Here is a 22,440-nt window from a genome sequence, read left to right as displayed (position 1 = left end):
ACGCATTCTGATGATCGTCAGGCGCCACCACGAAGCCGACCTCACTGTCGGTCAGCACACCGGGCACGCAACAGGCAAGGCAAAGGGACACAAATGCCGAATGGCCGCTGGGATCTGCGCAGGAAATACGGGCGCCGTGCGTCGATCGGAGCCCTGCTGATTCTCGCCGCAGGTTTGATTGCCGCCATTTTCGCCGGCCTGTCGCTGCAGCGACATAACGACCTGGAGCGCGAGCAGCGTTTCAACTACGTCGTGCGCACGCTGACCCGCAATATCAGCGAGCGCATGTATACCTTCGAACACGGGCTGCGCGGCGCGCGCGGCGCGGTGATCGGCGCCGGCAAGGAGATCATCAGTCGCGACCGCTTCACCCTGTACAGCCGCTCGCGCGATTACACGCGCGAGTTCCCCGGCGTGCTGGGCTACGGCTACATCCATCGCGTCGCGCCCGCCGACGAAGAGGCCTTCCTGCAGGCCGCCCGTGCCGACGGCGCACCGGACATCAAGCGCCGGCCGCTGGAGCCCTGGGACGGCGAGCGCTACATCGTGCTGTATTTCGAGCCGGAGTCCTCGGGCAACCGTCCGATCGGCCTGGACATCGCCTCCGAGCCACGTCGCCGCGCCGCTGCACTGCAGGCCGCGCGCAGCGGCCTGCCTATCATGACCTCGCCGATCTCGCTGTCCGGTTATCGCATTCCCAGCGAGAGCGGATTTCTGGTGCTGCTGGCCGTCTATCGCGAAGGCATGCCGCTGCAGACGCCGCAGCAGCGCATGGCCGCCACCAGCGGCTGGGTGTATGCGCCCTTCAGCGTCGAGCAGATGGTGCAAAGCACCCTGGGCGAGCGCGACGACCTGGCACTGGACCTGTCCGACAGGAACGAGCCCACCCACAATTTCTACCGCAGCGGCACGCCGTCCAGCGACAGCGCAAGTCGCCCGCCGGTGATCCAGCAGCTGCAGATCTACGGCCGCACCTGGATCATCACCGCCCACCCCACCGCCAGCTTCCTGGCCTCGCTCAACCAGACCTCGCCATGGCTGATGGGCGGCCTGGTGCTGGGCGTGTCGGTGCTGCTTGCGGCATTGCTGGTGCTGTATTTCAGCAATGGACTGCGGCGCGAGGAAGTGCTGCGCAAGCAGATGGAGCTGGCGGCGCTGGTCAGCCATTCCAGCGAAGCCATCGTCGCCGAAACCCCGGACGGAGACATCACCCACTGGAATCCCGCTGCCGAAGCGATGTTCGGCTACAGCGCGGACGAGGCGATCGGCCAGAACCTGACGATGCTGCTGTCGCCGCAGCCGTATGCGATTGCCGACATCGCGCACGCCGACGAACACCAGTCGGTCGATGCCTCCGCGGCGCAAAGCATGCGCCATCGCGACGGGCATCTGGTGCATGTACTGGCCAGCAAGGCCCCGATCATCGAACGTAACGACACCCTGAGTGGGCATTCGCATTTCTTCCGCGACATCTCCGAGCGGGTGCGGTCGCACCAGCGCATCGTCGCGCTCAACGCATCGCTCGAACATCAGGTCGCCGAACGCACCAGCGAACTGATGAAGTTCTCCGCGCTGCATCGGGCGATTCTGGCGCATGCCGGCTTTGCCATCATCGCCACCGACTCCGCTGGCTTTGTCACGCTGTTCAATCGTGCCGCGGAAAAACTGCTGGGCTACAACGCCGACGAGGTGATCGGCCGCCGCAAGGCCGGCCAGTTCATCGAGCCCGAGGAACTGCAGCAGCGCGCGCACATGCTCTCCGAGCAGACCGGCGCGCCGGTGGCGCACACCCTGGAGGCGATCGCCGCGCTGACCAGCCTGGGCCGCAGCGACACCAGCGAATGGACCTACGTCAGCCACGAAGGCCGCCGCCTGCCGGTGCTGCTGACCCTGAGCACGCTGCGCGACGACAACGACCAGGTGATCGGCTACCTGGGCATGGCGGTGGATCTGACCGAGCAGAAACTGCACGAGAAACAACTGCGCCTGGCGATGGACGCGGCCAAGAGCGCCAACCAGTCCAAGTCCGATTTCCTGGCCAACATGAGCCATGAAATCCGCACGCCGATGAACGCGATCCTGGGCATGCTGTACCTGCTGCAGCGCAGCGAACTGCCCGCTGCGGCGCAGGACATGGTGACCAAGATCGATCGCTCCGCGCGCTCGTTGCTGGAAATCATCAACGACATCCTGGACTTCTCCAAGATCGAGGCCGGGCGCATCGACCTGGAACGCGCACCGTTCGACCTCAATCAACTGTTTGACAACATCGCCGACCTGATGCGTTCCTCGCTCAGCACCAAACCGGTGGAAATGATCGTCGAACCGCTGCCGCGCGACTGCCGCTGGTTGCTCGGCGATGCGCTGCGCATCAACCAGGTGCTGGTCAACCTGGTCGGCAACGCGATCAAGTTCACCGAGCAGGGCGAAGTGGTGCTGTCGGTACGGCGCTTCCCCAGCGGCGATCCGAACAAGTTCAAGCTGTTGTTCTCGGTGCGCGACACCGGCATCGGCATCTCCAAGGAAAAGCAGAGCCTGATCTTCTCGCCGTTCCTGCAGGCCGACACCTCCACCAGCCGGCGTTACGGTGGCAGCGGCCTGGGCCTGACCATCAGCCGGCGCCTGATCGAGTTGATGGGCGGCGAGCTGGAAGTGGAAAGCGTGCCCGGCCGCGGCAGCGAGTTCTATTTCGTGATCACGCTGGAAAAAGCGGCCCCGCCGCCGGCCCAGCGCGAGCTGCCCGCGCTGCCGCCCGAAGCGATGCCGCGCGTCTTGATCGCCGACGACCACGATGCCGCGCTCAACAACCTGGTGCGCATCGCCACCGAACTCGGCTGGCGCGTGGATGCGGTCGCCAGCGGCCAGGCCGCCTTGCAGGCGATCGAACAGGCCAGCGAGCCCTACGACATCTTCCTGCTCGACTGGCGCATGCCCGATATCGACGGGGTCGCGATCGCGCGGCAGATCCGCGCGCGCGCCGTGCCCGGCCCGCATCCGGTGATCGTCATGGTCACCGCGTACGAGCGCCGCCTGCTTGAACAGCACCCGGAGCAACAGGATCTGGATGCGGTCATGACCAAGCCGGTCACCAGTGCAGCGCTGCACCGGCTGATGGAGCAACTGGTCGACGCACGCCCCGGCGCCCGGCCGGTGACGCCCACCTTCGTGGCGCGCCGCCTCGAAGGCGCGCATCTGCTGCTGGTGGACGACAGCGAGATCAACTGCGAAGTGGCCCAGCGCATTCTCGAGGGCGAAGGCGCCATGGTCACGGTCGCCCACGATGGCGAGCAGGCCGTCAACACGCTCAAGCGCGCCCCGGAGCTGTTCCAGCTGGTGTTGATGGACGTGCAGATGCCGGTGGTCGATGGCTACGAAGCCACGCGGCGGCTGCGGCAGATCCCGGCGCTGGCCAGCCTGCCGGTGATCGCGCTGACCGCCGGCGCCTTTCGCCCGCAACAGGAGAAGGCGCTGGAAGCCGGCATGAACGGTTTCATCGCCAAGCCCTTCAATGTGGAGGAACTGGTCACCGCCATCCGCCATTTCCTGCAGCCCGGCGTGCGGCGCATCCCCTCGCTGCCGCACGAAGCCGACGTCCATGCCGGCCCCGAATGGGAACATGCCGACCCGGAGGTGCTGGATGCGGCGCGTGCGCGCAGCCTGTGGCGCGAGCGCGAGCCGTACGAGCGCTATCTGCTCAAACTGCTGCGCGACAACCCCGACCCGGCCGAGACCGCAGCCGAGCATCTGCGCCGCAATGAGCTGCCGGCGATCGGCGCGCTGGCGCACAAGCTGCGTGGCGCAGCCGGGTCGCTGGCCTTGCCGGCCCTGGCCGGTGCCGCCAGCGATCTGGAGACCCGCATCGAGGAAGGCCACGACATCACCTCGGCGCTGATCGCGCTCAAGGACACCATGCAGCGCACCACCGCCGCGATCCACGCCTTCCTGCAACACGCCAGCAGCGCCGAGGCGGCAAGTGACGATGCGGTCGCGCTGGACGCAGACAGCGTGCAGATCCTGGAAGCGGCCCTGGGCAGCGACGATGCCGACAGGATCGACCACGCGCTGCTGATCTGCGCGCCGCGCCTGCCGCGCACCCTGCAGGAAGGACTGCAGCGTGCGGTGGATGATTTCGACTTCCGTCGCGCCGAGGCCACGCTGCGCGACTGGCAAGCCACTCACCTGCACTGACCGGTCGCCACGCAGGTCGCAAGGAGTCTTCATGGCGCATCGTCCCCTGCTGTGTGTCGACGACGAATCCAGCAACCTGGCCACCCTGCGCCAGTTGCTGCGCGACGAGTTCCCGCTGGTGTTCGCCAAGTCCGGCCGCGAAGCGCTGGAGGCGGTGATCCGCCACATGCCGTCGTTGATCCTGCTGGATGTCGAGCTGCCGGACATGGACGGCTATGCGGTGGCGCGCACGCTCAAGCAGCAACCGGCCAGCGCGGCCATCCCGATCCTGTTCGTGACCTCGCGCAACAGCGAGCACGACGAGCGCACAGGCCTGGAAGCGGGCGCGGCCGACTACGTCAGCAAGCCCTACTCGCCCGCCCTGCTCAAGGTCCGCATCGCCACCCAGTTGAAGCTGGCCGAAAACGCGCGGCTGGCCCAGCAATACCGCGATGCGATCCATCTGCTCGGCACCGCCGGGCAGGGCCAGGATGCCGACACCGGCGCACATATCTGGCGCATGGCCGCCTATGCGCGGGTGCTGGCCGAAAGGATCGGCTGGCCGGCGCAACGGGCGCAGTTGCTGCAGGATGCCGCGCCCCTGCACGACGCCGGCAAGATCGCGGCACCCGGCGGCCTGCTGCACCCGTCCGATACGCTGGACGAACACGAACGCTCGGTGGTGCGCCAGCATCCGCAGGTCGGCCACGCCCTGCTGCGACACGGTCGCGGGCCGGTGTTTCAGCTGGCTGCGGAGATTGCCCTGCATCACCACGAATGCTGGGACGGCAGCGGCTATCCCACGGGCCTGGTCGGCGATGCCATTCCCGAATCGGCGCGCATCGTGGCGGTGGCCGATGTGTTCGATGCGCTGTGCGGACGGCGCGCCTACAAGGCGCCATGGACGGTGGACGACGCCATGCGCAAGCTCGACAGCATGGCCGGCAAGCAACTGGAGCCGCGCCTGGTGCAGCATTTTCGCGAGGCATTGCCGCAGATCCTGCAGATCATGGACGCCTGGGACGATCCGGCCGCACAGCGTTGATCCACACAATGCGCGCTACGGCCGCTCCCGGCATCTCGCACCAACAGGGAGCTGTTCTTCTCCGGTCGGGGAGAAAGACGAGCGCCAATGCATCCCTTCTCCGGCCGGGATAACGGCGCCGGTCGGGAGAAGGATGGGTGCCGGTGCTTCCTTCTCCGGCCGGGAGAAAGGTGCCGGTCGGAAGAAAGATGCGCGCCGTTGCTTCCCTTCTCCCCCCGGGAGAAGGTGGCGCGTAGCGCCGGATGAGGGGGACGCCCAGCCTGCTGGCGACCGACTCGCCACACCAATCAGCCACCCGCAACAACGCTGACGGCGATCCGGGCACCAGCGCAGATCCCTCAGCGTCCTGGAACAGCTCCGGCGCATCCACCTCCAGACACACGCACTGTTACCCCCGCACGCTTGAACCCCGCTGCGCAGCGGCGGACAATACCCATGTTGCGCCGCACAACACCGTGCGACGCGGGCCGGCCCGATCGCCATCTGTGCGCCACCGCTGCGGCCCCGCAACCGAGAGTCCGATGTCCTCCAGCGTGTCCGAGGCCGGCGTCACGCCGCCGCGTTATCCCGATTACCGCATCATCTCGCTGATCCTGGCCTGCGCCATCTTCATGGAGCAGATGGATGCCACCGTGCTGGCAACCGCGTTGCCGACCCTGGCACGCGACTTCGGCGTTGCCGCGCCGGCAATGAGCATCGCCATGACCAGCTACCTGCTGGCGCTGGCGGTACTGATCCCGGCCAGCGGCGCGATCGCCGACCGCTTCGGCCTGCGCCGCGTGTTCGGCGCGTCGATCTGGGTGTTCGTCGGCGGCTCGATCCTGTGTTCGCTGGCCGACAGCCTGCCCACCATGGTCGCCGCGCGCGTGCTGCAAGGCGCCGGCGGCGCGATGATGGCCCCGCTCGGCCGGCTGATCCTGCTGCGCACCGTCGAACGCCGCCATCTGGTGTCGGCCATGGCCTGGACGCTGGTGCCGGCCTTCATCGGCCCGATGCTCGGCCCGCCGCTGGGCGGATTGTTCGTCTCGTACCTGGATTGGCGCTGGATCTTCTACATCAACGTGCCGATCGGCGTGGCCGGTTTCCTGCTGGTGCGCCGTTTCATCCCGGAAATCCCCACCGAGTCGGCCCCGGCCCGCTTCGATCTGCGCGGTTTCGTGCTGTGCGGCACCGCGTTGGGTTGTCTGTTGTTCGGCCTGGAAATGGTCAGCCAGCAGGACGGCATCGGCACCGCGAGCTGGCTGCTGGCCATAGGCGCCAGCGCAGCGCTGGGGTATCTGTGGCATGCCCGCCACCACCCTGCTCCGCTGCTGGACCTGAGCCTGCTGCGGATCGACTCGTTCCGCCTATCGGTGATCGGCGGTGCGCTGATGCGCATCACCCAGGGCGCGCATCCATTCCTGCTGCCGCTGCTGTTCCAGATCGGCTTCGGCATGAGCGCCGCGCACAGCGGCCGCCTGATCCTGGCCACCGCACTCGGCGCACTGCTGATGCGCAGCATCACCCCGCAGTTGCTGCGCCGCTTCGGCTATCGCAACAGCCTGATCGGCAACGGCGTGCTCGCCAGCCTGGGCTACATGGTGTGTGCGTTGTTCCGGCCCGACTGGCCGCCGGCGCTGATGTTCGGCCTGCTGCTGTGCTGCGGCGCCTTCATGTCGTTCCAGTTCGCCGCCTACAACACCATCGCCTACGAAAACGTGCCCACATCGCGCATGAGCCGCGCCAGCAGCCTGTACACCACCTTGCAGCAACTGATGCTCTCGGTTGGCGTCTGCGCCGGCGCAATGATCCTCAAACTGGCGATGCTGGCCGGCGATCATCTGCAACCGCAGCAACGCGATTTCTCGCTGGCGTTCTGCGTGGTGAGCCTGATCTCGCTCAGCGCCACCTGGTGGCACCTGCGTTTCGACAAGGATGCCGGGCAGGAAATGAGCGGGCACCGGGCGTCGAGCGGCTGACACCACCACCGCGCAGCCGGCGGACCTGCGCGAGCGTGACCTGGAATCGGCACGCGTCAGCAGCAAAACGCCGGTGGACAGCCCACCCCGGTCAATTGGATGGCTGCAGCGACGACAGGATCTGGTCGCGACACACCGCAATGATTTCGTCGGCCAGCGGCGAGGCGTTCGGGCACGCCCGCGACAGCACGATGGCGCCGATGGCATGCGCCATCATGCCCAGGTTGCTGGCGCGCTCGGCCGCAGCCTGCGCAGTGCCGGGCGCAGCCCCGCTGCGGTCGAGCGTTGCCAACAGGTTCTCGACCCCGGCAGCAAACGCATCGCGCACTTCCTCCGGCTGGCGCGCGGCATCGGCACCCAGCGCAGCCATCGTGCAGCCGGTGGCAGGGCTGTCGCGATGTTCGCGCGACAGATACGACATCACGAAATCCGCCTTGTCCACCTGCTCGGTCTGCGCGGCGGTATTGGCCAGGCCGCAGGCCGCCGACTCGGCCATCAGGTCCGCCTTGGAGCGGAACTGCTTGTAGAAGCCACCGTGGGTGAAACCTGCAGCGGCCATCAGATCGGCGATGCCGATCCCTTCATAACCGCGCTCGCGAAACAGCACCGAGGCCGTCTCGACGACGTGCGCCCGGTTCGCCTGTGCCTGTGCCTTGGTCACTTTCATCGTTGGGACACTCCGTGGTGATGCGGACATGGGAAAGCGAGAGCGTACATTGATGTTGACCGACATCAAAGTGTTGACATCTTAGATTTTGATCGTAATCTTTGCCACTTCCTGCTGTCCGAGCCCCGTCAATGACCCACCCTTCGCTGTTCGAACCCTATGCACTGGGCACGCTGACCCTGGCCAACCGCATCGTGATGGCGCCGCTGACCCGTAACCGTGCGGGCGCCGGCCTGGTGCCGACCGCACTGGCAGCCACCTATTACGCCCAGCGCGCCTCGGCCGGCCTGCTGATTACCGAGGCCACCCAGGTCTCGCCCCAGGCCCAGGGCTACCAGGACACCCCCGGCCTGTACACGCCCGGGCAGATTGCCGCCTGGCGCGCGGTCACCGACGCCGTGCATGCCAACGGCGGGCGCATCTTCGTGCAGCTGTGGCACGTCGGCCGGGTGTCGCATGTCGACCTGCAGCCGGGCGGCGCGGCACCGGTTGCGCCGTCGGCGATCCGCGCGGCGACCAAGGTGTTCGTCAACAACGGCTTTGCCGATGTCTCCGAACCACGCGCGCTGGAGCTGCACGAACTGCCGGGCATCGTCGACGACTTCCGCCAGGCCGCGGCCAATGCGATTGCCGCCGGCTTCGACGGCGTCGAAATCCACGGCGCCAATGGCTACCTGCTGGAGCAGTTCATCAAGGACGGCGCCAACCAGCGCACCGATGCCTATGGCGGCTCGATCGAAAACCGCGCGCGCCTGTTGCTGGAGGTGGTCGCCGCAGTGAGCGAGCAGATTGGCGCCGATCGCACCGGCGTGCGCATCTCGCCGGTATCGCCGGCAAGCGGCATTTCCGGCAGCGATCCGCAGCCGCAATACGACTACATCGCCGAGCAACTCGACGCGCTGGGCATCGTGTACCTGCATGTGGTCGAAGGTGCGACCGGCGGCCCGCGCGATGCGGCCCCGTTCGACTATGCCGCGCTGCGCAGCAAGTTCACCCGCACCTACCTGGCCAACAACGGCTACGACCTGGACCTGGCCAACGCCCAGGTGCGCGCAGGCAACATCGACCTGGTGGCGTTCGGCCGCCCGTTCATCAGCAACCCGGACCTGGTCCAGCGCCTGCGAACCGGCGCAGCGCTGGCGCCGTTGAATCCGGCCACCCTCTACGGCGGTGGCGCCGAAGGCTATATCGACTACCCGTCCCTCGCCGGCTGAGGCTGTCTCGCCTGGCGTCCTGCATCCACTCTCATCAAGGAATCTTGCATGTCCACGCTTCCCGCTGTCCTCATCACCGGCGCCTCCACCGGCATCGGCGCCGTCTACGCCGAGCGCTTCGCGCAACGCGGCCATGACCTGGTACTGGTCGCACGCGACAAGGCCCGCCTGGATGCGCTGGCTGCGCGTCTGCGCGATGCACATGGCGTCAGCGTCGATGTGCTGCAGGCCGACCTGACCCAGGCCGCCGATCTGGCCGCGGTGGAAACCCGCCTGCGCGAGGATGCGCAGATCGGCATCCTGATCAACAACGCCGGCATGGCGCAGTCCGGCGGCATCCTGCAGCAGGACGCCGCGGCGGTCGACCGCCTGATCGCGCTCAATGTCACCGCGTTGACGCGCCTGTCCGCCGCCGTTGCGCCGCGCTTTGCACAGTCCGGCAGCGGCGCGATCGTCAACCTCGGCTCGGTGGTGGGTTTCGCTCCGGAATTCGGCATGAGCGTCTATGGCGCCACCAAGGCCTTCGTGCTGTTCCTGTCGCAGGGGCTGCACCTGGAGCTGGGCGCCAAGGGCGTGTATGTGCAGGCCGTATTGCCGGCCGGCACGCGCACCGAGATCTGGGGACGCGCCGGTATCGACGTCAACACGCTCAGCGACCTGATGGACGTGGGCGAACTGGTCGACGCCGCGCTGGTCGGCTTCGATCGCCGCGAGCTGGTCACCATTCCGCCGTTGCACGTGGCAGAACGTTGGGACGCACTGGATGGTGCGCGCCAGGGCTTGCTGTCGGACATCCGGCAGGCGAACGCCGCCGAGCGTTATCAGCCGGCAGCCTGACCGGCCGAACGACGCTGCTGCCCCGCAGCGCTCGCCACGGTGAGCGCTGCGGACCTGCATGGAGACGGCACGCAGCCGCACGCGTGCACGGGTTCGATGGATTCACATGGCCCATGTGGCGATCAGGCGGCAGGCATCGCTCTGCCAGCGCAGGGATGAAGGCGGCCGGGCCCGCGTCCCACCCGGCCACCCATCCCTACAACCACGGCATTGGACTGAACCAGATGAAAGCACTCACCTTCAAACGCTACGGCAAGGCTCCCGGCATCGGCTTCAGCGAGCTGGCCCGCCCGACGCTGCAGCCCGACGAACTGCTGGTCGAGGTGCATGCCGCGGGCGTGAACCCGATCGACAACATGATTCCCACCGGCATCTTCAAACCCGTGGTGAAATTCGAGCTGCCCGCCACGCTGGGCAGCGACGTGGCCGGTATCGTCATCGAGGTCGGCAGCCGCGTCACCCGCTTCAAGCCGGGCGATGCGATTTTCGCCAGCGTGTTCGATCTTGGCCGCGGCACCATCGCCGAGTATGTCGCGGTACCGGAAGGCGCCGCAGCGTTGAAGCCGGCCAATCTGGAGTTTGTGCAGGCGGCATCGCTGCCGATGGTCGCACTCACGTCCTGGCAGGCCCTGAAGGAACGTGCCGGACTGCAGCCCGGCCAGAAGGTGTTCATTCCCGCCGGCTCCGGCGGCATCGGCACCATCGCGATCCAGCTGGCAAAACAGTTTGGCGCCACTGTCGGCACCACCACCAGCACCGGCAATGTCGCGCTGGTGAACAGCCTTGGCGCAGACGAGGTGGTCGATTACAGGCAACAGGACTTCGAGACCGTGCTGCGCGGCTACGACATCGCGCTGGGCACGATGCGGGGCGATACGATCGAAAAATCGCTCGCCATCCTCAAGCCCGGCGGCAGGATCGTGTCGCTGGTGGGGCCGCTGGACGCGGCCTTCGCACGCGCACGCCGGTTGAATGTCGTGCTGCAATTCGTCTTTGCCATGATGAGCCGCAAGATCATCCGCCTGGCGAACAAGCACAACGTCGCCTACGGCTTCCTGTTCGTGCGTCCCGATGGCGCGCAACTGGCGAAGATCGGCGAACTGCTCGAAGCCGGACGCATCCGCCCGGTCATCGACAAGGTGTTTGGCTTCGACCAGGCAAAGCAGGCGCTGGAGTATCTGGCCCAGGGCCGCGCCAAGGGCAAGGTGGTCGTCAAGATCAAGTAAGACACCGGACGTAAGTCCGTGGGCCATGGGTGCGACAAGAAGACCGTACACGGCGAACCGCGCCGTCGCACTGTTTCAGCAATAGTGCACAACACGTGTCCATGTTTGTAATGCGCACTGAAAATATGCAGTTGATTGCAGCGCACCCCATCTGCGGCGTGTCTGCAGCGCCTTCAGTAAAACAGTCAGCACACTGTCTGGTGCGGTGTCCTCACCGGTTGCGGGACCGTGTGGCGGCATGGATGCCGCCACCGAGCCCCCAAGGACGGGTTCACGGCGTGTCCCGCAAGCGGTGAGGACGCCGCGCCCTCGACGCTGCGCGTTGGCTGCAGGGCCCTTGCCCGCCCACCATCGCGGGACACGCCGCAAGTACGTCCATGTAGGCTCCGGCGCGGCATCCATGCCGCTCAGGGTCCCGCGACGGTAAGCGGGCAAGGGCCAGTGGAGAAGGTCGGTGTGCATGGCAAGAGCAGTGCTGGATGCGCCTGGTTTGAGCTGAGCAGCATCAACCCCCAAAGGCGGCTCTTTGGTGCGAAACGACGACATTTGCCAGCTGGCAATGAGGGTGATGACGAAGCACCTGCTCCGCCATCACCTCGCTGCACACTATTACATCCCGTGCGCTGCCAACTGGCCCAACCGCTGCACCGCCACCGACACGGTCGGGTAGTCCAGCGTCTTCTGCTCGGCCACATCGGCCAGCATCGCCAGGGTGAAGCGCAGGCTGGAATCGTCGCGTGCCAGCCAGTTGGCCACCTTGTCCTCGGCACTGCTGCCGGGCAGGGTCAGCACCTGCGCCACCAGTGCACGCTGATGCGCGGCCAGTTCATCGCGCAGCACACCACGTGCCACTGCATGCCAGCGGCCGTTGACCTCCAGCGCGTCGATCTGCTCGAACAACCACGGCAGGCGCAGCGCTTCGCCCAGGCGGAAATGCACCTTGGACACGTCCACCGGCTTGAGCTTGCGGGTGCGCGCGGTTTCGATGATGTCGAAGGCCGGTTCCAGGTAACGCAACTCGCACAGCTGTTGCGCCAGTTGCGGCGGCAGGCCCTTGTCCTGCCATTCCTGCACGCTGGCTTCGTACTGCGGGCGCTGCGCATCCGACAGCACGCCGGAAGCGACCCGGATGTCGTTGAACGGGCCGTGGTAACGCTCCACCGCCGCGGTGATGCCCGGCATCTGGCCCGGACGCAGCAGCAGCCAACGCACGAACGAACGCTGCAGGCGCCAGATCACTTCCAGTGCATCGATCTGCACCGACTCGGGCACCTTGCCGTCCAGCGCGTCGATCTGCGTCCACAGCGCGCGTGCATCCAGCGTCTCGCGGCTGATGGTATAGGCCTTGGCGACCTCGGCGATGCTGCGGCCGGTGTCTTCCTGCATGCGCATCAGGAAGGTGGCGCCCATGCGGTTGATGGTGGTGTTGGTCACCGCGGTGGCGATGATCTCGCGCTTGAGGCGGTGACGCTCCATCGCATCGGCGTACTTCTTCTGCAGCGGCTGCGGGAAGTAGCGCTGCAGTTCCTTGGACAGATACGGGTCTTCGGGGATATCCGATTCCAGCAGCTGCTGGAACGCCACCAGCTTGGAATACGACAACAGCACCGACAGCTCCGGGCGCGACAAGCCCTGCCCGCGTGCCTTGCGTGCGGACAGTTCGGCATCGGAGGGCAGGAACTCGATCTGGCGATCGAGCAGGCCCTGCAGTTCCAGCGTGCGGATGAAGTGCTGCTTGGAGCCCAGGCGCTTGACGCTCATCCGCTCCATCAGGCTGATCGCCTGGTTCTGGCGGTAGTTGTCCCACAACACCAGGTCGGCCACTTCGTCGGTCATCGATGCGAGCAATGTGTTGCGCGCGTCGTAGGTGAGCTTCTTGGCCTGCACCATGTCGTTGAGCAGGATCTTGATGTTCACCTCGTGGTCGGAGGTGTCCACGCCGGCCGAGTTGTCGATGAAGTCGGTGTTGAGCAGCACCCCGGCCTGCGCGGCCTCGATGCGACCGAGCTGGGTCAGGCCGAGGTTACCGCCCTCGCCCACCACCTTGCAGCGCAATTCGCCGCCATTGACGCGCAGGCCGTTGTTGGCGCGGTCGCCCACATCGGCGTGCGACTCGCTGGACGCCTTGACGTAGGTGCCGATGCCGCCATTCCAGAACAGGTCCACCGGCGCCTTGAGGATGGCGTTCATCAGCTCGTTCGGCGAGAGCTGCTTGACGCTGGATTCCAAGCCCAGCACCTCGCGTACCGGCGCGCTGATGTCGATGGATTTGAGCGTGCGCGGATAGATGCCGCCACCGGCGCTGATCAGTTTGGCCTCGTAGTCGGCCCAGCTGGAACGCGGCAGCTTGAACAGGCGCTCGCGCTCGGCGAACGAAGCGGCGGCATCCGGATTGGGGTCCAGGAAGATATGCCGGTGATCGAACGCGGCCAGCAGCCGGATATGCCTTGAGAGCAGCATGCCGTTGCCGAACACGTCGCCGGACATGTCGCCGATGCCGACCACGCTGAAATCCTGGCTCTGGCAATCGCGCCCCATCGCGCGGAAGTGGCGCTTGACCGACTCCCACGCACCACGCGCGGTGATGCCCATGCCCTTGTGGTCGTAGCCGACCGACCCGCCGGAAGCGAATGCATCGCCCAGCCAGAAGCCGTGGTCCAGCGCCAGCCCGTTGGCGATGTCGGAGAACGTGGCGGTGCCCTTGTCGGCCGCGACCACCAGGTACGGGTCGTCCAGGTCATGGCGTACCACCTGCGGCGGCGGCACGATCTTGCCGCCGACGATGTTGTCGGTGATGTCGAGCAGGCTCTGGATGAACAGCTTGTAGCAGGCGATGCCTTCGGCCTGGATCGCGTCACGGTCGCCGCCCACCGGCGAGCGCTTGACGTAGAAACCGCCCTTGGCGCCGACCGGCACGATGACGGTGTTCTTGACCATCTGCGCCTTGACCAGGCCCAGCACCTCGGTGCGGAAATCCTCGCGCCGGTCCGACCAGCGCAGGCCGCCACGCGCCACCGCGCCAAAGCGCAGGTGCACGCCTTCCACCCGTGGGCTGTAGACGAAGATCTCGCGGTACGGACGCGGCTTGGGCAGATCCGGCACGATCGAAGAATCCAGCTTGAAGCTGATGCAGTGCCCGTGCTTGCCGCTCTTGTCGGTCTGGTAGTAGTTGGTGCGCAGCGTCGCGTCGATCACGCCAATGAAGCTGCGCAGGATGCGGTCCTCGTCCAGGCTGGAAACGCGGTCCATCAGCTTCAGCAGCGTGGCGCGCGCAGCCTCCTGCTGCGCATCGCGGTCGCTGCCGCGCGCCTGCAGCACCGGCTCCAGCGCCTTGAGTGTGGCCTCGTCGCCACCGGCCAGTACCGACAGTTCCTCGCGCAGGCGTTCCTGCCCGGCAACGATCTGCGCCTTGGTCTCGCTGCCGGTGGCCGGATCGAAGCGCGCCTCGAACAGTTCCACCAGCAGGCGCGCCAGCAGCGGATAGCGGGTGAACGTCGCCTCGACGTAGGCCTGCGAGAACGGCACCGCGGTCTGCAGCAGATACTTGCAATAGCCGCGCAGCAGCGCGACCTGGCGCCAGTGCAGGCCGGCCGCCAGGATCAGGCGGTTGAAGCCGTCGTTCTCGGCATCGCCGCTCCAGATCCGCTCGAAGGCTTCGCCGAAACCGGCGTCGGCGTTGGCCGCATTGATCCTGCCGGAGGTCGATTCGACCTCGAAATCCTGGATGTAGACCGGCGTCTCGCCGACCTGCAGCCGGTACGGCCGCTCGGAGATCACGCGCAGGCCCAGGTTCTCCATCATCGGCATCGCATCGGACAACGGGATGTCGTCGAGCTGGCGATACAGCTTCAGGCGCAGGCCTTCGCCGGCATCCAGCCGCACGCCGTCGTCGCGACGGATCTCCTGCAGGCTCAGATGCAGGTCATCCGGGCCTTCCAGTGCCGCCAGATGCTCGACGTCGGACACCGCCGATTCGATCGACGAGTCTTCGATATAGCCGGCCGGCAACGCACGCCCGAAGTTGGCGGCCATGCGCAGGCCATTGACCTCGCCATGCCGCGCCACCAGCGCCTCGCGCAGGGCATCGCGCCAGTTGCGCAGCAGATGCGCCAGCCGCGATTCGAGCTCGGTGGTGTTGAATTCCAGCGCCTCGCCACTCTTGGGCCGCACGATCAGGTGCAGCTGCGCCAGCGGCGATTCGCCCAGCACCACGCTGGAATCGATGTATTCGCCGTGCAGCGCCTCCTTCAGCAAGGCTTCGATGCGCAGCCGCACATCGGTGTTGAAGCGCTCGCGCGGGATGTACACCAGCGCGGAGATGAAACGGCTGTACTTGTCGCGGCGCAGGAACATGCGGCTGCGCACGCGCTCCTGCAGGCCGAGGATGCCGATCGCGGTGCGGTACAGCTCTTCCTCGTTGGACTGGAACAGCTCCTCGCGCGGCAATGTCTCCAGAATGTGCCGCAGTGCCTTGCCGCTGTGGCTGCTCGGGGTCAGCCCGGACTTGCTCATCACGTATTCGTGGCGCTGCCGCACCAGCGGAATTTCCCACGGGCGGCGGTTGTAGGCGCTGGAGGTGAACAGGCCCAGGAAGCGCTGCTCGCCGACGATGCGGCCCTTGGCATCGAATTCCAGGATGCCGATGTAATCCATGTAGCCGACCCGATGCACGCGCGAGCGCGCATTGGTCTTGGTCAGGATCAGCGCGTCCTTGAGCTTGGCCGAGGTGTTCAGGCCATGCGCCGCCAGCGTGGTCACCGGGCGCGCCGGCGAGGTGTCGCGGCCGCGCATCAGGCCCAGGCCGGTTTCTTCCACCGGCGCCAGCACGTCCTGGCCGTCCTGCTTCTCCACGCGGTACTCGCGGTAGCCGAAGAAGGTGAAGTGGTCGGCGGCCGCCCAACGCAGGAACTCCTGCGCCTCGTGGCGGCTGATGTCGTCCATCGGCAGGCGGCGGGTGGCCAGGTCATCGGCCAGCATCACCATCTTTTCGCGCATCGACGCCCAGTCGTGCACGATCGCGCGCACCTCGGCCAGCACCTTGCGCACGGCCGCTTCCACCTTGGGCATGTCGTCGGCGGGCTGGCGGTCGATCTCCAGCACCATCAGCGACTCGCTCTTGCCCTCGCCCACCGCGGTCAGCTTGCCGGCCTTGTCGCGCGCGATGCGCAGCACCGGGTGGCCGAGCACGTGCACGCCGATGCCCAGGTCCGACAGCGTCATGCTCACCGAGTCCACCAGGAACGGCATGTCGTCGTTGACGATCTGCAGCAGCGTGTGCGGCGACTCGTAGCCGTGGCTCTTCAGGGTCGGGTTGAACACCCGCACATTGACCGTGCCGGCCTTGCGCGTGCGCGCAAACTCCAGCATGTCGGCCGCCAGGGCCGCCCACTGTTCGGGTGGGTGGTTGGGGAACTCGTCCTCTTCCATGCGCCGGTAGAAGTCGGCTGCAAACAGCTGCACCTCGGACTGGCGGGCAGCCGGGTAGCGCTTGCGCAACGCGGCAAAGACCGGCTCCAGGGTGACCGCCTGCGGCGCGGTGGCAAGCACGGGGACGGCATGTTCGGCGACCGGTGTGACCGACGTCGTGGACGATTTCGAAGCAGCTTTCTTGGCTGTCATGAGAGCGCTGGGATGCTCGGTGGAAAACCTGAATTGTACCGGCGCCGGATGAAGGCGCCTTGCTGCATAGCGCAAATTCCCGGGGCCGGCGCCGGCCCCGGACGCGGCATCCAAGCGCTACCCGACTGTAATTCCTCGGGCGGCGGCCGATTGGCGGCCGCGCATCGGCCTGCCGGACCGCCACAACCGGCAAAGTCGGGCCCGACGCTTGGCGCACAAGGCGCTGTACAGACAGAATTGCGACCGTCAAGCCTGTTTAAAAACTAAACTGGACGGTATAGTCTACCGCCATGACCCCCCGTTCCCACCGTGCTTCCCGGCGCTCGGATTGCGATCGCCGCATCCATGCGGCTGTGCATACGCTGCTTGCCGAGCGTGGCATGCGGCTGAGCATGGATGCCGTGGCCGAGCGTGCCGGTTGTTCCAAGCAGACGCTCTATAGTTACTACGGTTGTAAAGAAAACCTGCTGCGCGATGTCCTTCAGGACCACGTGCATCTGGCCACGGTGCCGCTGGGCACCGCCTCCGGCGAGTTGCGCGAGGATCTGCTGGCCTTTGCGCTGGCCCATCTTGACCGCCTGAACCGGCCCGATGTGCTACAGACCTGCCGATTGGTGGAGGCCGAATCGCACCGGTTTCCCGACCAGTCGCAGCAGATCTTCCAGGACGGGGTCGTCGGCATGCAGCAGCGCCTGGCGCAGCGCTTCGAACAGGCGATGCAGGCCGGCCAGCTGCGCCATGACGATCCGCACTGTATGGCCGAACTGCTGTTGAGCATGATCGTCGGTCTGGATTTCGACCGGCAACGCTTTCAGGTACCCCACCGCGCCGGCCTCCCCGCCAGGCAGCAGTGGGCGCAGTTCGCTGTCGACACGTTTTTGCGCGCCTTTGCCGCGGTCGCTGCCACGCCTTCGCTGTCCCCGCTTTCCTTTCTCACTTCAAGACCCTAACGGAGTTCCTCCTGATGATCGCCCCGCTCCGCACATTCGGCCTGGCCTGTGCCATCACCCTGGCGCTGGCTGCCTGCAGCAAGCCCGAACAACAGCAGGCGCCGCCGCCGCCGGAAGTGTCGGTGCTGGAAATGAAGCCGCAGACGCTGCCGCTGGAACGCGACCTGGTCGGCCGCCTGTCGGCATTCCGCTCGGCCGACGTGCGCGCACGCGTGGACGGCGTGGTGCTCAAGCGCCTGTACACCGAGGGCACCGACGTCAAGGAAGGCCAGCCGCTGTTCGAGATCGACCCGGCACCGCTGAAGGCCACGCTGCTGCAGGCACAGGGCCAGCTGGCCGCCGCCGAGGCGACCTACGCCAATGCCCAGGTCGCCGCCAAGCGCGCGCGCAGCCTGGCCCCGCAGCAGTACGTGTCGCGGGCCGACATCGACAACGCCGAAGCCACCGAGCGCTCCTCCCGCGCCAACGTGCAGCAGGCACGCGGCCAGGTCGAGTCCGCCCGCATCCAGCTCGGCTTTGCCAGCGTCACCTCGCCGATCACCGGCCGCGCCGGCATCCAGCGCGTGACCGAAGGTGCGCTGGTCGGCTCGGGTGAGGCCACCCTGCTGACCACGGTCGACCAGATCGACCCGCTGTATGTGAACTTTGCGATGAGCAGCGAAGAGCTCGCCGCCCTGCGCCAGGCCCAGAGCAGCGGCAACGTGCAGCTCAGCGGCGATGGCAAGTCCACCATCAACGTGGAACTGGGCAACGGCACGCAGTACCCGCACCCGGGTACGCTGGACGTGTCGGCGGTGACGGTGGACCCGAGCACCGGTGCGGTGTCGCTGCGCGCGACCCTGCCCAACCCGGAACAGGCACTGCTGCCGGGCGCGTTCGTGACCTTCAAGGCCAGCCTGGGCCAGCGCAACAACGCCTACCTGATGCCGCAGCAGGCCGTGCAGCGCGATGCCACCGGCGCCTACGCGCTGGTGCTGGGCAAGGATGGCAAGGTGGTGCGCAAGAATCTCACCGTCGATGGCCAGCAGAAAGGTCAGTGGATCGTCACCGGTGGCGTGACCCCGGGCGATCAGGTGATCGTCGATGGCGTGCAGAAGGCCAAGGAAGGCCAGCCCGCCAAGGGCGTGCCGTGGGATCCGAACAAGCCGGCGCAGGGCGGCCAGCCGGGTGCACCGGGCGCGGCTCCCGCCGCCGCCCAGGGTGGCGACGCACAGGCCGCACCGGCAGCCGACAAGGCCGACGCGGCGGCACCGGCCGCGCAGGAACAGTCCAAGCCAGACGCTGCGGCGCAGCCGGCCGACTCCCAGTCCAAGCAGCAGTAACGGAACCCGGACATGCCTAAGTTTTTTATCGAACACCCTGTCTTTGCCTGGGTGGTGGCGATCCTGATCTCGCTTGCGGGCGTGATCTCGATCCTGAATCTGGGTATCGAGTCGTACCCCACGATCGCCCCGCCGCAGGTCACCGTCACCGCCAACTTCCCCGGCGCCAGCGCCGATACCGCCGAAAAAGCGGTGACCCAGGTCATCGAGCAGCAGCTCACCGGTATCGATCACCTGCTGTACTTCAACTCGTCCTCGGCCGCCAACGGCCGCGTGACCATCACGCTGACCTTCGAAACCGGCACCGACGCGGATATCGCCCAGGTGCAGGTGCAGAACAAGGTGTCGCTGGCCACGCCGCGTCTGCCTTCGGAAGTCACCCAGCAGGGTGTGGTGGTGGCCAAGGCCAACGCCGGCTTCCTGATGGTGGCCGCGTTGCGCTCGGACAACCCGTCGATCAACCGCGACGCGCTCAACGACATCGTCGGCTCGCGCGTGCTCGAGCAGATCTCGCGCGTGCCCGGCGTGGGCAGCACCAACCAGTTCGGCGCCGAGTACGCGATGAACATCTGGCTGAACCCGGAGAAGCTGCAGGGCTACAACCTGTCGGCAACCCAGGTGCTGACCGCGGTGCGTAACCAGAACGTGCAGTTCGCTGCCGGTTCGGTGGGCGCCGACCCGACTCCGGAAGGCATCAGCTTCACCGCCACCGTGTCGGCCGAGGGCCGCTTCAGCTCGCCGGAACAGTTCGAGAACATCATCCTGCGCACCGACAACAACGGTGCCACGGTGCGCTTGAAGGATGTCGCGCGGGTCACCGTGGGGCCGAGCAACTACGGCTTCGACACCCAGTACAACGGCAAGCCCACCGGTGCCTTCGGTATCCAGCTGCTGCCGGGCGCCAACGCCCTGAACGTGTCCGAGGCGGTCGGTGCCAAGCTCGACGAACTGCAGCCGACCTTCCCGCAGGGCGTGACCTGGTTTGCGCCGTACGAATCGACCACCTTCGTGCGCATCTCCATCGAGGAAGTGATCCACACGCTGGTGGAAGCCATCGTGCTGGTGTTCCTGGTGATGCTGCTGTTCCTGCAGAATTTCCGCGCCACCGTGATTCCCACGCTGGTGATTCCGGTCGCGCTGCTGGGCACGTTCTTCGGCATGTACATGATCGGCTTCACCATCAACCAGCTGACGCTGTTTGCGATGGTGCTGGCGATCGGCATCGTGGTCGACGACGCGATTGTGGTGATCGAGAACGTCGAACGCATCATGAGCGAGGAGCACCTGGAGCCGAAGGCGGCCACGCAAAAGGCGATGACCCAGATCACCGGCGCGGTGGTGGCCATCACCGTGGTGCTGGCGGCGGTGTTCATCCCCTCCTCGCTGCAACCCGGCGCCTCGGGCGCGATCTACAAGCAGTTCGCGCTGACCATCGCCATGTCGATGGGGTTCTCCGCGTTCCTGGCGTTGAGCTTCACCCCGGCGCTGTGCGGCGCGTTCCTCAAGTCCACCCACTCGACCAAGAAGAACTGGATCTACCGCACCTTCGACAAGTACTACGACAAGCTGGCGCATCGCTATGTCGGCGTGGTCGGCCACACCCTCAAGCGCTCGCCGCCGTGGATGATCGTGTTCGTGGTGCTGGTGGTGCTGTGCGGCTTCCTGTTCACCCGCATGCCGGGCAGCTTCCTGCCGGAAGAAGACCAGGGCTTTGCAGTGGCCATCGTGCAGCTGCCGCCGGGCGCGACCAAGATCCGCACCAACGAGGCGTTCGCGCAGATGCGTGCGGTGCTGGAGAAGCAGCCGGCCGTGGAAGGCATGCTGCAGATCGCCGGTTTCAGCTTCCTTGGCTCGGGCGAAAACGTCGGCATGGGCTTCATCCGGCTCAAGCCGTGGGAAGAGCGCGACGTCACAGCCGAACAGTTGATCCAGCAGCTCAACGGTGCCTTCTACGGCATCAAGGGCGCGCAGATCTTCGTGGTCAACCTGCCCACCGTGCAGGGCCTGGGCCAGTTCGGCGGCTTCGACATGTGGCTGCAGGACCGCTCCGGCGCAGGCCAGCAAGCCCTGACCCAGGCGCGCAACATCGTGCTGGGCAAGGCGGCGGAAAGGCAGGACACCATGGTGGGCGTGCGCCCGAACGGCCTGGAAGACGCACCACAGCTGCAGCTGTCCGTGGACCGTGTGCAGGCGCAGTCGATGGGCCTGGACGTCAGCGATATTTACAGCTCGATCCAGCTGATGCTGGCGCCTGTGTACATCAACGACTACTTCTCCGAAGGCCGCATCAAGCGCGTCAACATCCGTGCCGACGACCAGTTCCGCACCGGCCCCGAGTCGCTGCGCAGCTTCTTCAGCCCCAGTGCGACAGCAGTCGGTGCCGATGGGCAGCCGGGAATGATTCCGCTGAGCAATGTGGTCAAGGCCGATTGGACCTTCGCCTCGCCGGCGTTGAACCGCTACAACGGCTATTCGGCGGTGAACATCGTCGGCAATCCGGCGCCGGGTGGCAGCTCCGGCCAGGCGATGACCGCGATGGAAGAGATCGTCAACAACGATCTGCCGCCGGGCTTCGGCTTCGACTGGAGCGGCATGTCGTACCAGGAAATCATTGCCGGTAATGCGGCCACGCTGTTGCTGGCGTTGTCGGTGGTGGTGGTGTTCCTGTGCCTGGCCGCCCTCTACGAGAGCTGGTCGATTCCGGTGGCGGTGCTGATGGTGGTGCCGATCGGTGTGCTGGGTGCGATCACCTTCTCGATGCTGCGTGGGCTGCCGAACGATCTGTACTTCAAGATCGGCATGATCACCGTGATCGGCCTGGCGGCGAAGAACGCGATCCTGATCGTGGAGTTCGCGGTGGAACAGCGTGCGGCAGGCAAGACGCTGCGCGAGGCGACGCTGGAAGCGGCACACCTGCGCTTCCGCCCGATCCTGATGACCTCGTTCGCTTTCATCCTGGGCGTGCTGCCGCTGGCCATCTCCACCGGTGCCGGCGCCAACTCGCGTCACTCCATCGGTACCGGCGTGATCGGCGGCATGGTGTTCGCCACCGTGCTCGGCGTGATCTTCATCCCGCTGTTCTTCGTGGTGGTGCGCCGCATGCTGGGCGACAAGCTGGACGAACAGTCCAAGGACTACCTCGCGGCACAGGGCGACGCCGGAAGCCATCGTCCGGATCGTTGATCTGGGACATCGCGTAGAACGAAAAGCCCCGGCACTGCCGGGGCTTTTTTTTGGGCTGCGCAACAGTGATATCTCGTAGGAGCGCCCCCGGGCGCGACGTGCATGACCGGTAACGCCCGTCGCGCCCGGGTGCGCTCCTACGGTGAGGGGATCGGTGACATGCCGTGCTCGGGCAAGGCCCGCTCAGCGCGATCCGCAACAACCGCCACGGCGTTGTAGGAGCGCCCCTGGGCGCGATGGGCTCTACCGGTA

At 66.4% G+C, this 22,440-nt stretch carries 11 protein-coding genes; 9 read left to right on the top strand and 2 right to left on the bottom strand.

The genetic code is table 11. The features are described from left to right. Positions 1 to 93: 93 nt before the first annotated feature. The 3 genes from EO139_RS14265 to EO139_RS14255 all read left to right on the top strand — a co-directional run bounded on the left by EO139_RS14265 (position 94) and on the right by EO139_RS14255 (position 7,170). A complete protein-coding gene (locus EO139_RS14265) occupies positions 94 to 4,188 on the top strand; it encodes a CHASE domain-containing protein (protein ID WP_126971153.1) in 4,095 nt (1,364 codons plus the stop codon). Between the two features lie 31 nt (positions 4,189 to 4,219). Next, entirely contained in the window at positions 4,220 to 5,212 is a 993-nt protein-coding gene (locus EO139_RS14260; protein ID WP_126971151.1) for an HD domain-containing phosphohydrolase, read from the top strand. 521 nt (positions 5,213 to 5,733) lie between these two features. After that, positions 5,734 to 7,170, top strand: a complete 1,437-nt coding sequence (locus EO139_RS14255) for a DHA2 family efflux MFS transporter permease subunit (protein WP_119128614.1) — start codon at positions 5,734 to 5,736, stop codon at positions 7,168 to 7,170. A 91-nt stretch (positions 7,171 to 7,261) separates the two neighbouring features. Here the strand turns inward: EO139_RS14255 and EO139_RS14250 are convergent, their stop codons facing one another. Further along, complete coding sequence (locus EO139_RS14250; RefSeq protein ID WP_119131396.1) at positions 7,262 to 7,837, bottom strand: TetR family transcriptional regulator; 576 nt, start codon at positions 7,835 to 7,837, stop codon at positions 7,262 to 7,264. Positions 7,838 to 7,968: 131 nt separating this feature from the next. Between EO139_RS14250 and EO139_RS14245 the strand changes: the two genes are divergently transcribed. The 3 genes from EO139_RS14245 to EO139_RS14235 all read left to right on the top strand — a co-directional run bounded on the left by EO139_RS14245 (position 7,969) and on the right by EO139_RS14235 (position 11,114). Then, positions 7,969 to 9,051: an alkene reductase gene (locus EO139_RS14245; protein ID WP_119131395.1), complete on the top strand. Its 1,083-nt coding sequence runs from the start codon at positions 7,969 to 7,971 to the stop codon at positions 9,049 to 9,051. 48 nt (positions 9,052 to 9,099) lie between these two features. Next, positions 9,100 to 9,888: an SDR family oxidoreductase gene (locus EO139_RS14240; RefSeq protein WP_119131394.1), complete on the top strand. Its 789-nt coding sequence runs from the start codon at positions 9,100 to 9,102 to the stop codon at positions 9,886 to 9,888. A 224-nt stretch (positions 9,889 to 10,112) separates the two neighbouring features. Next, the gene (locus tag EO139_RS14235; RefSeq protein WP_126971149.1) at positions 10,113 to 11,114 is read left to right on the top strand and encodes an NADP-dependent oxidoreductase; all 1,002 of its coding nucleotides are present in this window, start codon (positions 10,113 to 10,115) and stop codon (positions 11,112 to 11,114) included. 609 nt (positions 11,115 to 11,723) lie between these two features. Here EO139_RS14235 and EO139_RS14225 read toward each other — a convergent pair. Further along, positions 11,724 to 16,733, bottom strand: coding sequence for an NAD-glutamate dehydrogenase domain-containing protein (locus EO139_RS14225; protein WP_126971145.1), 5,010 nt, complete (start codon positions 16,731 to 16,733; stop codon positions 11,724 to 11,726). Positions 16,734 to 17,023: 290 nt separating this feature from the next. Here EO139_RS14225 and EO139_RS14220 point away from each other — a divergent pair, with 290 nt between their 5' ends. Genes EO139_RS14220 through EO139_RS14210 form a run of 3 tightly spaced genes read left to right on the top strand, consistent with a single transcriptional unit; the run spans position 17,024 to position 22,188 of the window. After that, the gene (locus EO139_RS14220; RefSeq protein ID WP_104582124.1) at positions 17,024 to 17,683 is read left to right on the top strand and encodes a TetR/AcrR family transcriptional regulator; all 660 of its coding nucleotides are present in this window, start codon (positions 17,024 to 17,026) and stop codon (positions 17,681 to 17,683) included. A gap of 14 nt (positions 17,684 to 17,697) precedes the next feature. Then, positions 17,698 to 19,005, top strand: a complete 1,308-nt coding sequence (locus EO139_RS14215) for an efflux RND transporter periplasmic adaptor subunit (RefSeq protein WP_104582123.1) — start codon at positions 17,698 to 17,700, stop codon at positions 19,003 to 19,005. A gap of 12 nt (positions 19,006 to 19,017) precedes the next feature. After that, on the top strand, positions 19,018 to 22,188 hold the full coding sequence (locus tag EO139_RS14210; RefSeq protein WP_104582122.1) for a multidrug efflux RND transporter permease subunit: 3,171 nt from the start codon (positions 19,018 to 19,020) through the stop codon (positions 22,186 to 22,188). Positions 22,189 to 22,440: the final 252 nt, after the last annotated feature.

Source organism: Xanthomonas sp. BRIP62411, assembly GCF_003993525.1.
GTDB lineage: Bacteria > Pseudomonadota > Gammaproteobacteria > Xanthomonadales > Xanthomonadaceae > Xanthomonas > Xanthomonas euroxanthea.
The sequence above is the reverse complement of the archived record's forward strand: the minus strand, read 5'-3'. Positions and strand labels throughout refer to the sequence as shown.

What these genes read in the sequence shown, in the direction of transcription:
- EO139_RS14220 (WP_104582124.1), top strand. Translation starts at nt 17,024, where the DNA reads ATGACCCCCCGTTCCCACCGTGCTTCCCGGCGCTCGGATTGCGATCGC.
- EO139_RS14210 (WP_104582122.1), top strand. Translation starts at nt 19,018, where the DNA reads ATGCCTAAGTTTTTTATCGAACACCCTGTCTTTGCCTGGGTGGTGGCG.
- EO139_RS14255 (WP_119128614.1), top strand. Translation starts at nt 5,734, where the DNA reads ATGTCCTCCAGCGTGTCCGAGGCCGGCGTCACGCCGCCGCGTTATCCC.
- EO139_RS14215 (WP_104582123.1), top strand. Translation starts at nt 17,698, where the DNA reads ATGATCGCCCCGCTCCGCACATTCGGCCTGGCCTGTGCCATCACCCTG.
- EO139_RS14250 (WP_119131396.1), bottom strand. Translation starts at nt 7,837, where the DNA reads ATGAAAGTGACCAAGGCACAGGCACAGGCGAACCGGGCGCACGTCGTC.
- EO139_RS14265 (WP_126971153.1), top strand. Translation starts at nt 94, where the DNA reads ATGCCGAATGGCCGCTGGGATCTGCGCAGGAAATACGGGCGCCGTGCG.
- EO139_RS14260 (WP_126971151.1), top strand. Translation starts at nt 4,220, where the DNA reads ATGGCGCATCGTCCCCTGCTGTGTGTCGACGACGAATCCAGCAACCTG.
- EO139_RS14240 (WP_119131394.1), top strand. Translation starts at nt 9,100, where the DNA reads ATGTCCACGCTTCCCGCTGTCCTCATCACCGGCGCCTCCACCGGCATC.
- EO139_RS14225 (WP_126971145.1), bottom strand. Translation starts at nt 16,733, where the DNA reads ATGACAGCCAAGAAAGCTGCTTCGAAATCGTCCACGACGTCGGTCACA.
- EO139_RS14235 (WP_126971149.1), top strand. Translation starts at nt 10,113, where the DNA reads ATGAAAGCACTCACCTTCAAACGCTACGGCAAGGCTCCCGGCATCGGC.
- EO139_RS14245 (WP_119131395.1), top strand. Translation starts at nt 7,969, where the DNA reads ATGACCCACCCTTCGCTGTTCGAACCCTATGCACTGGGCACGCTGACC.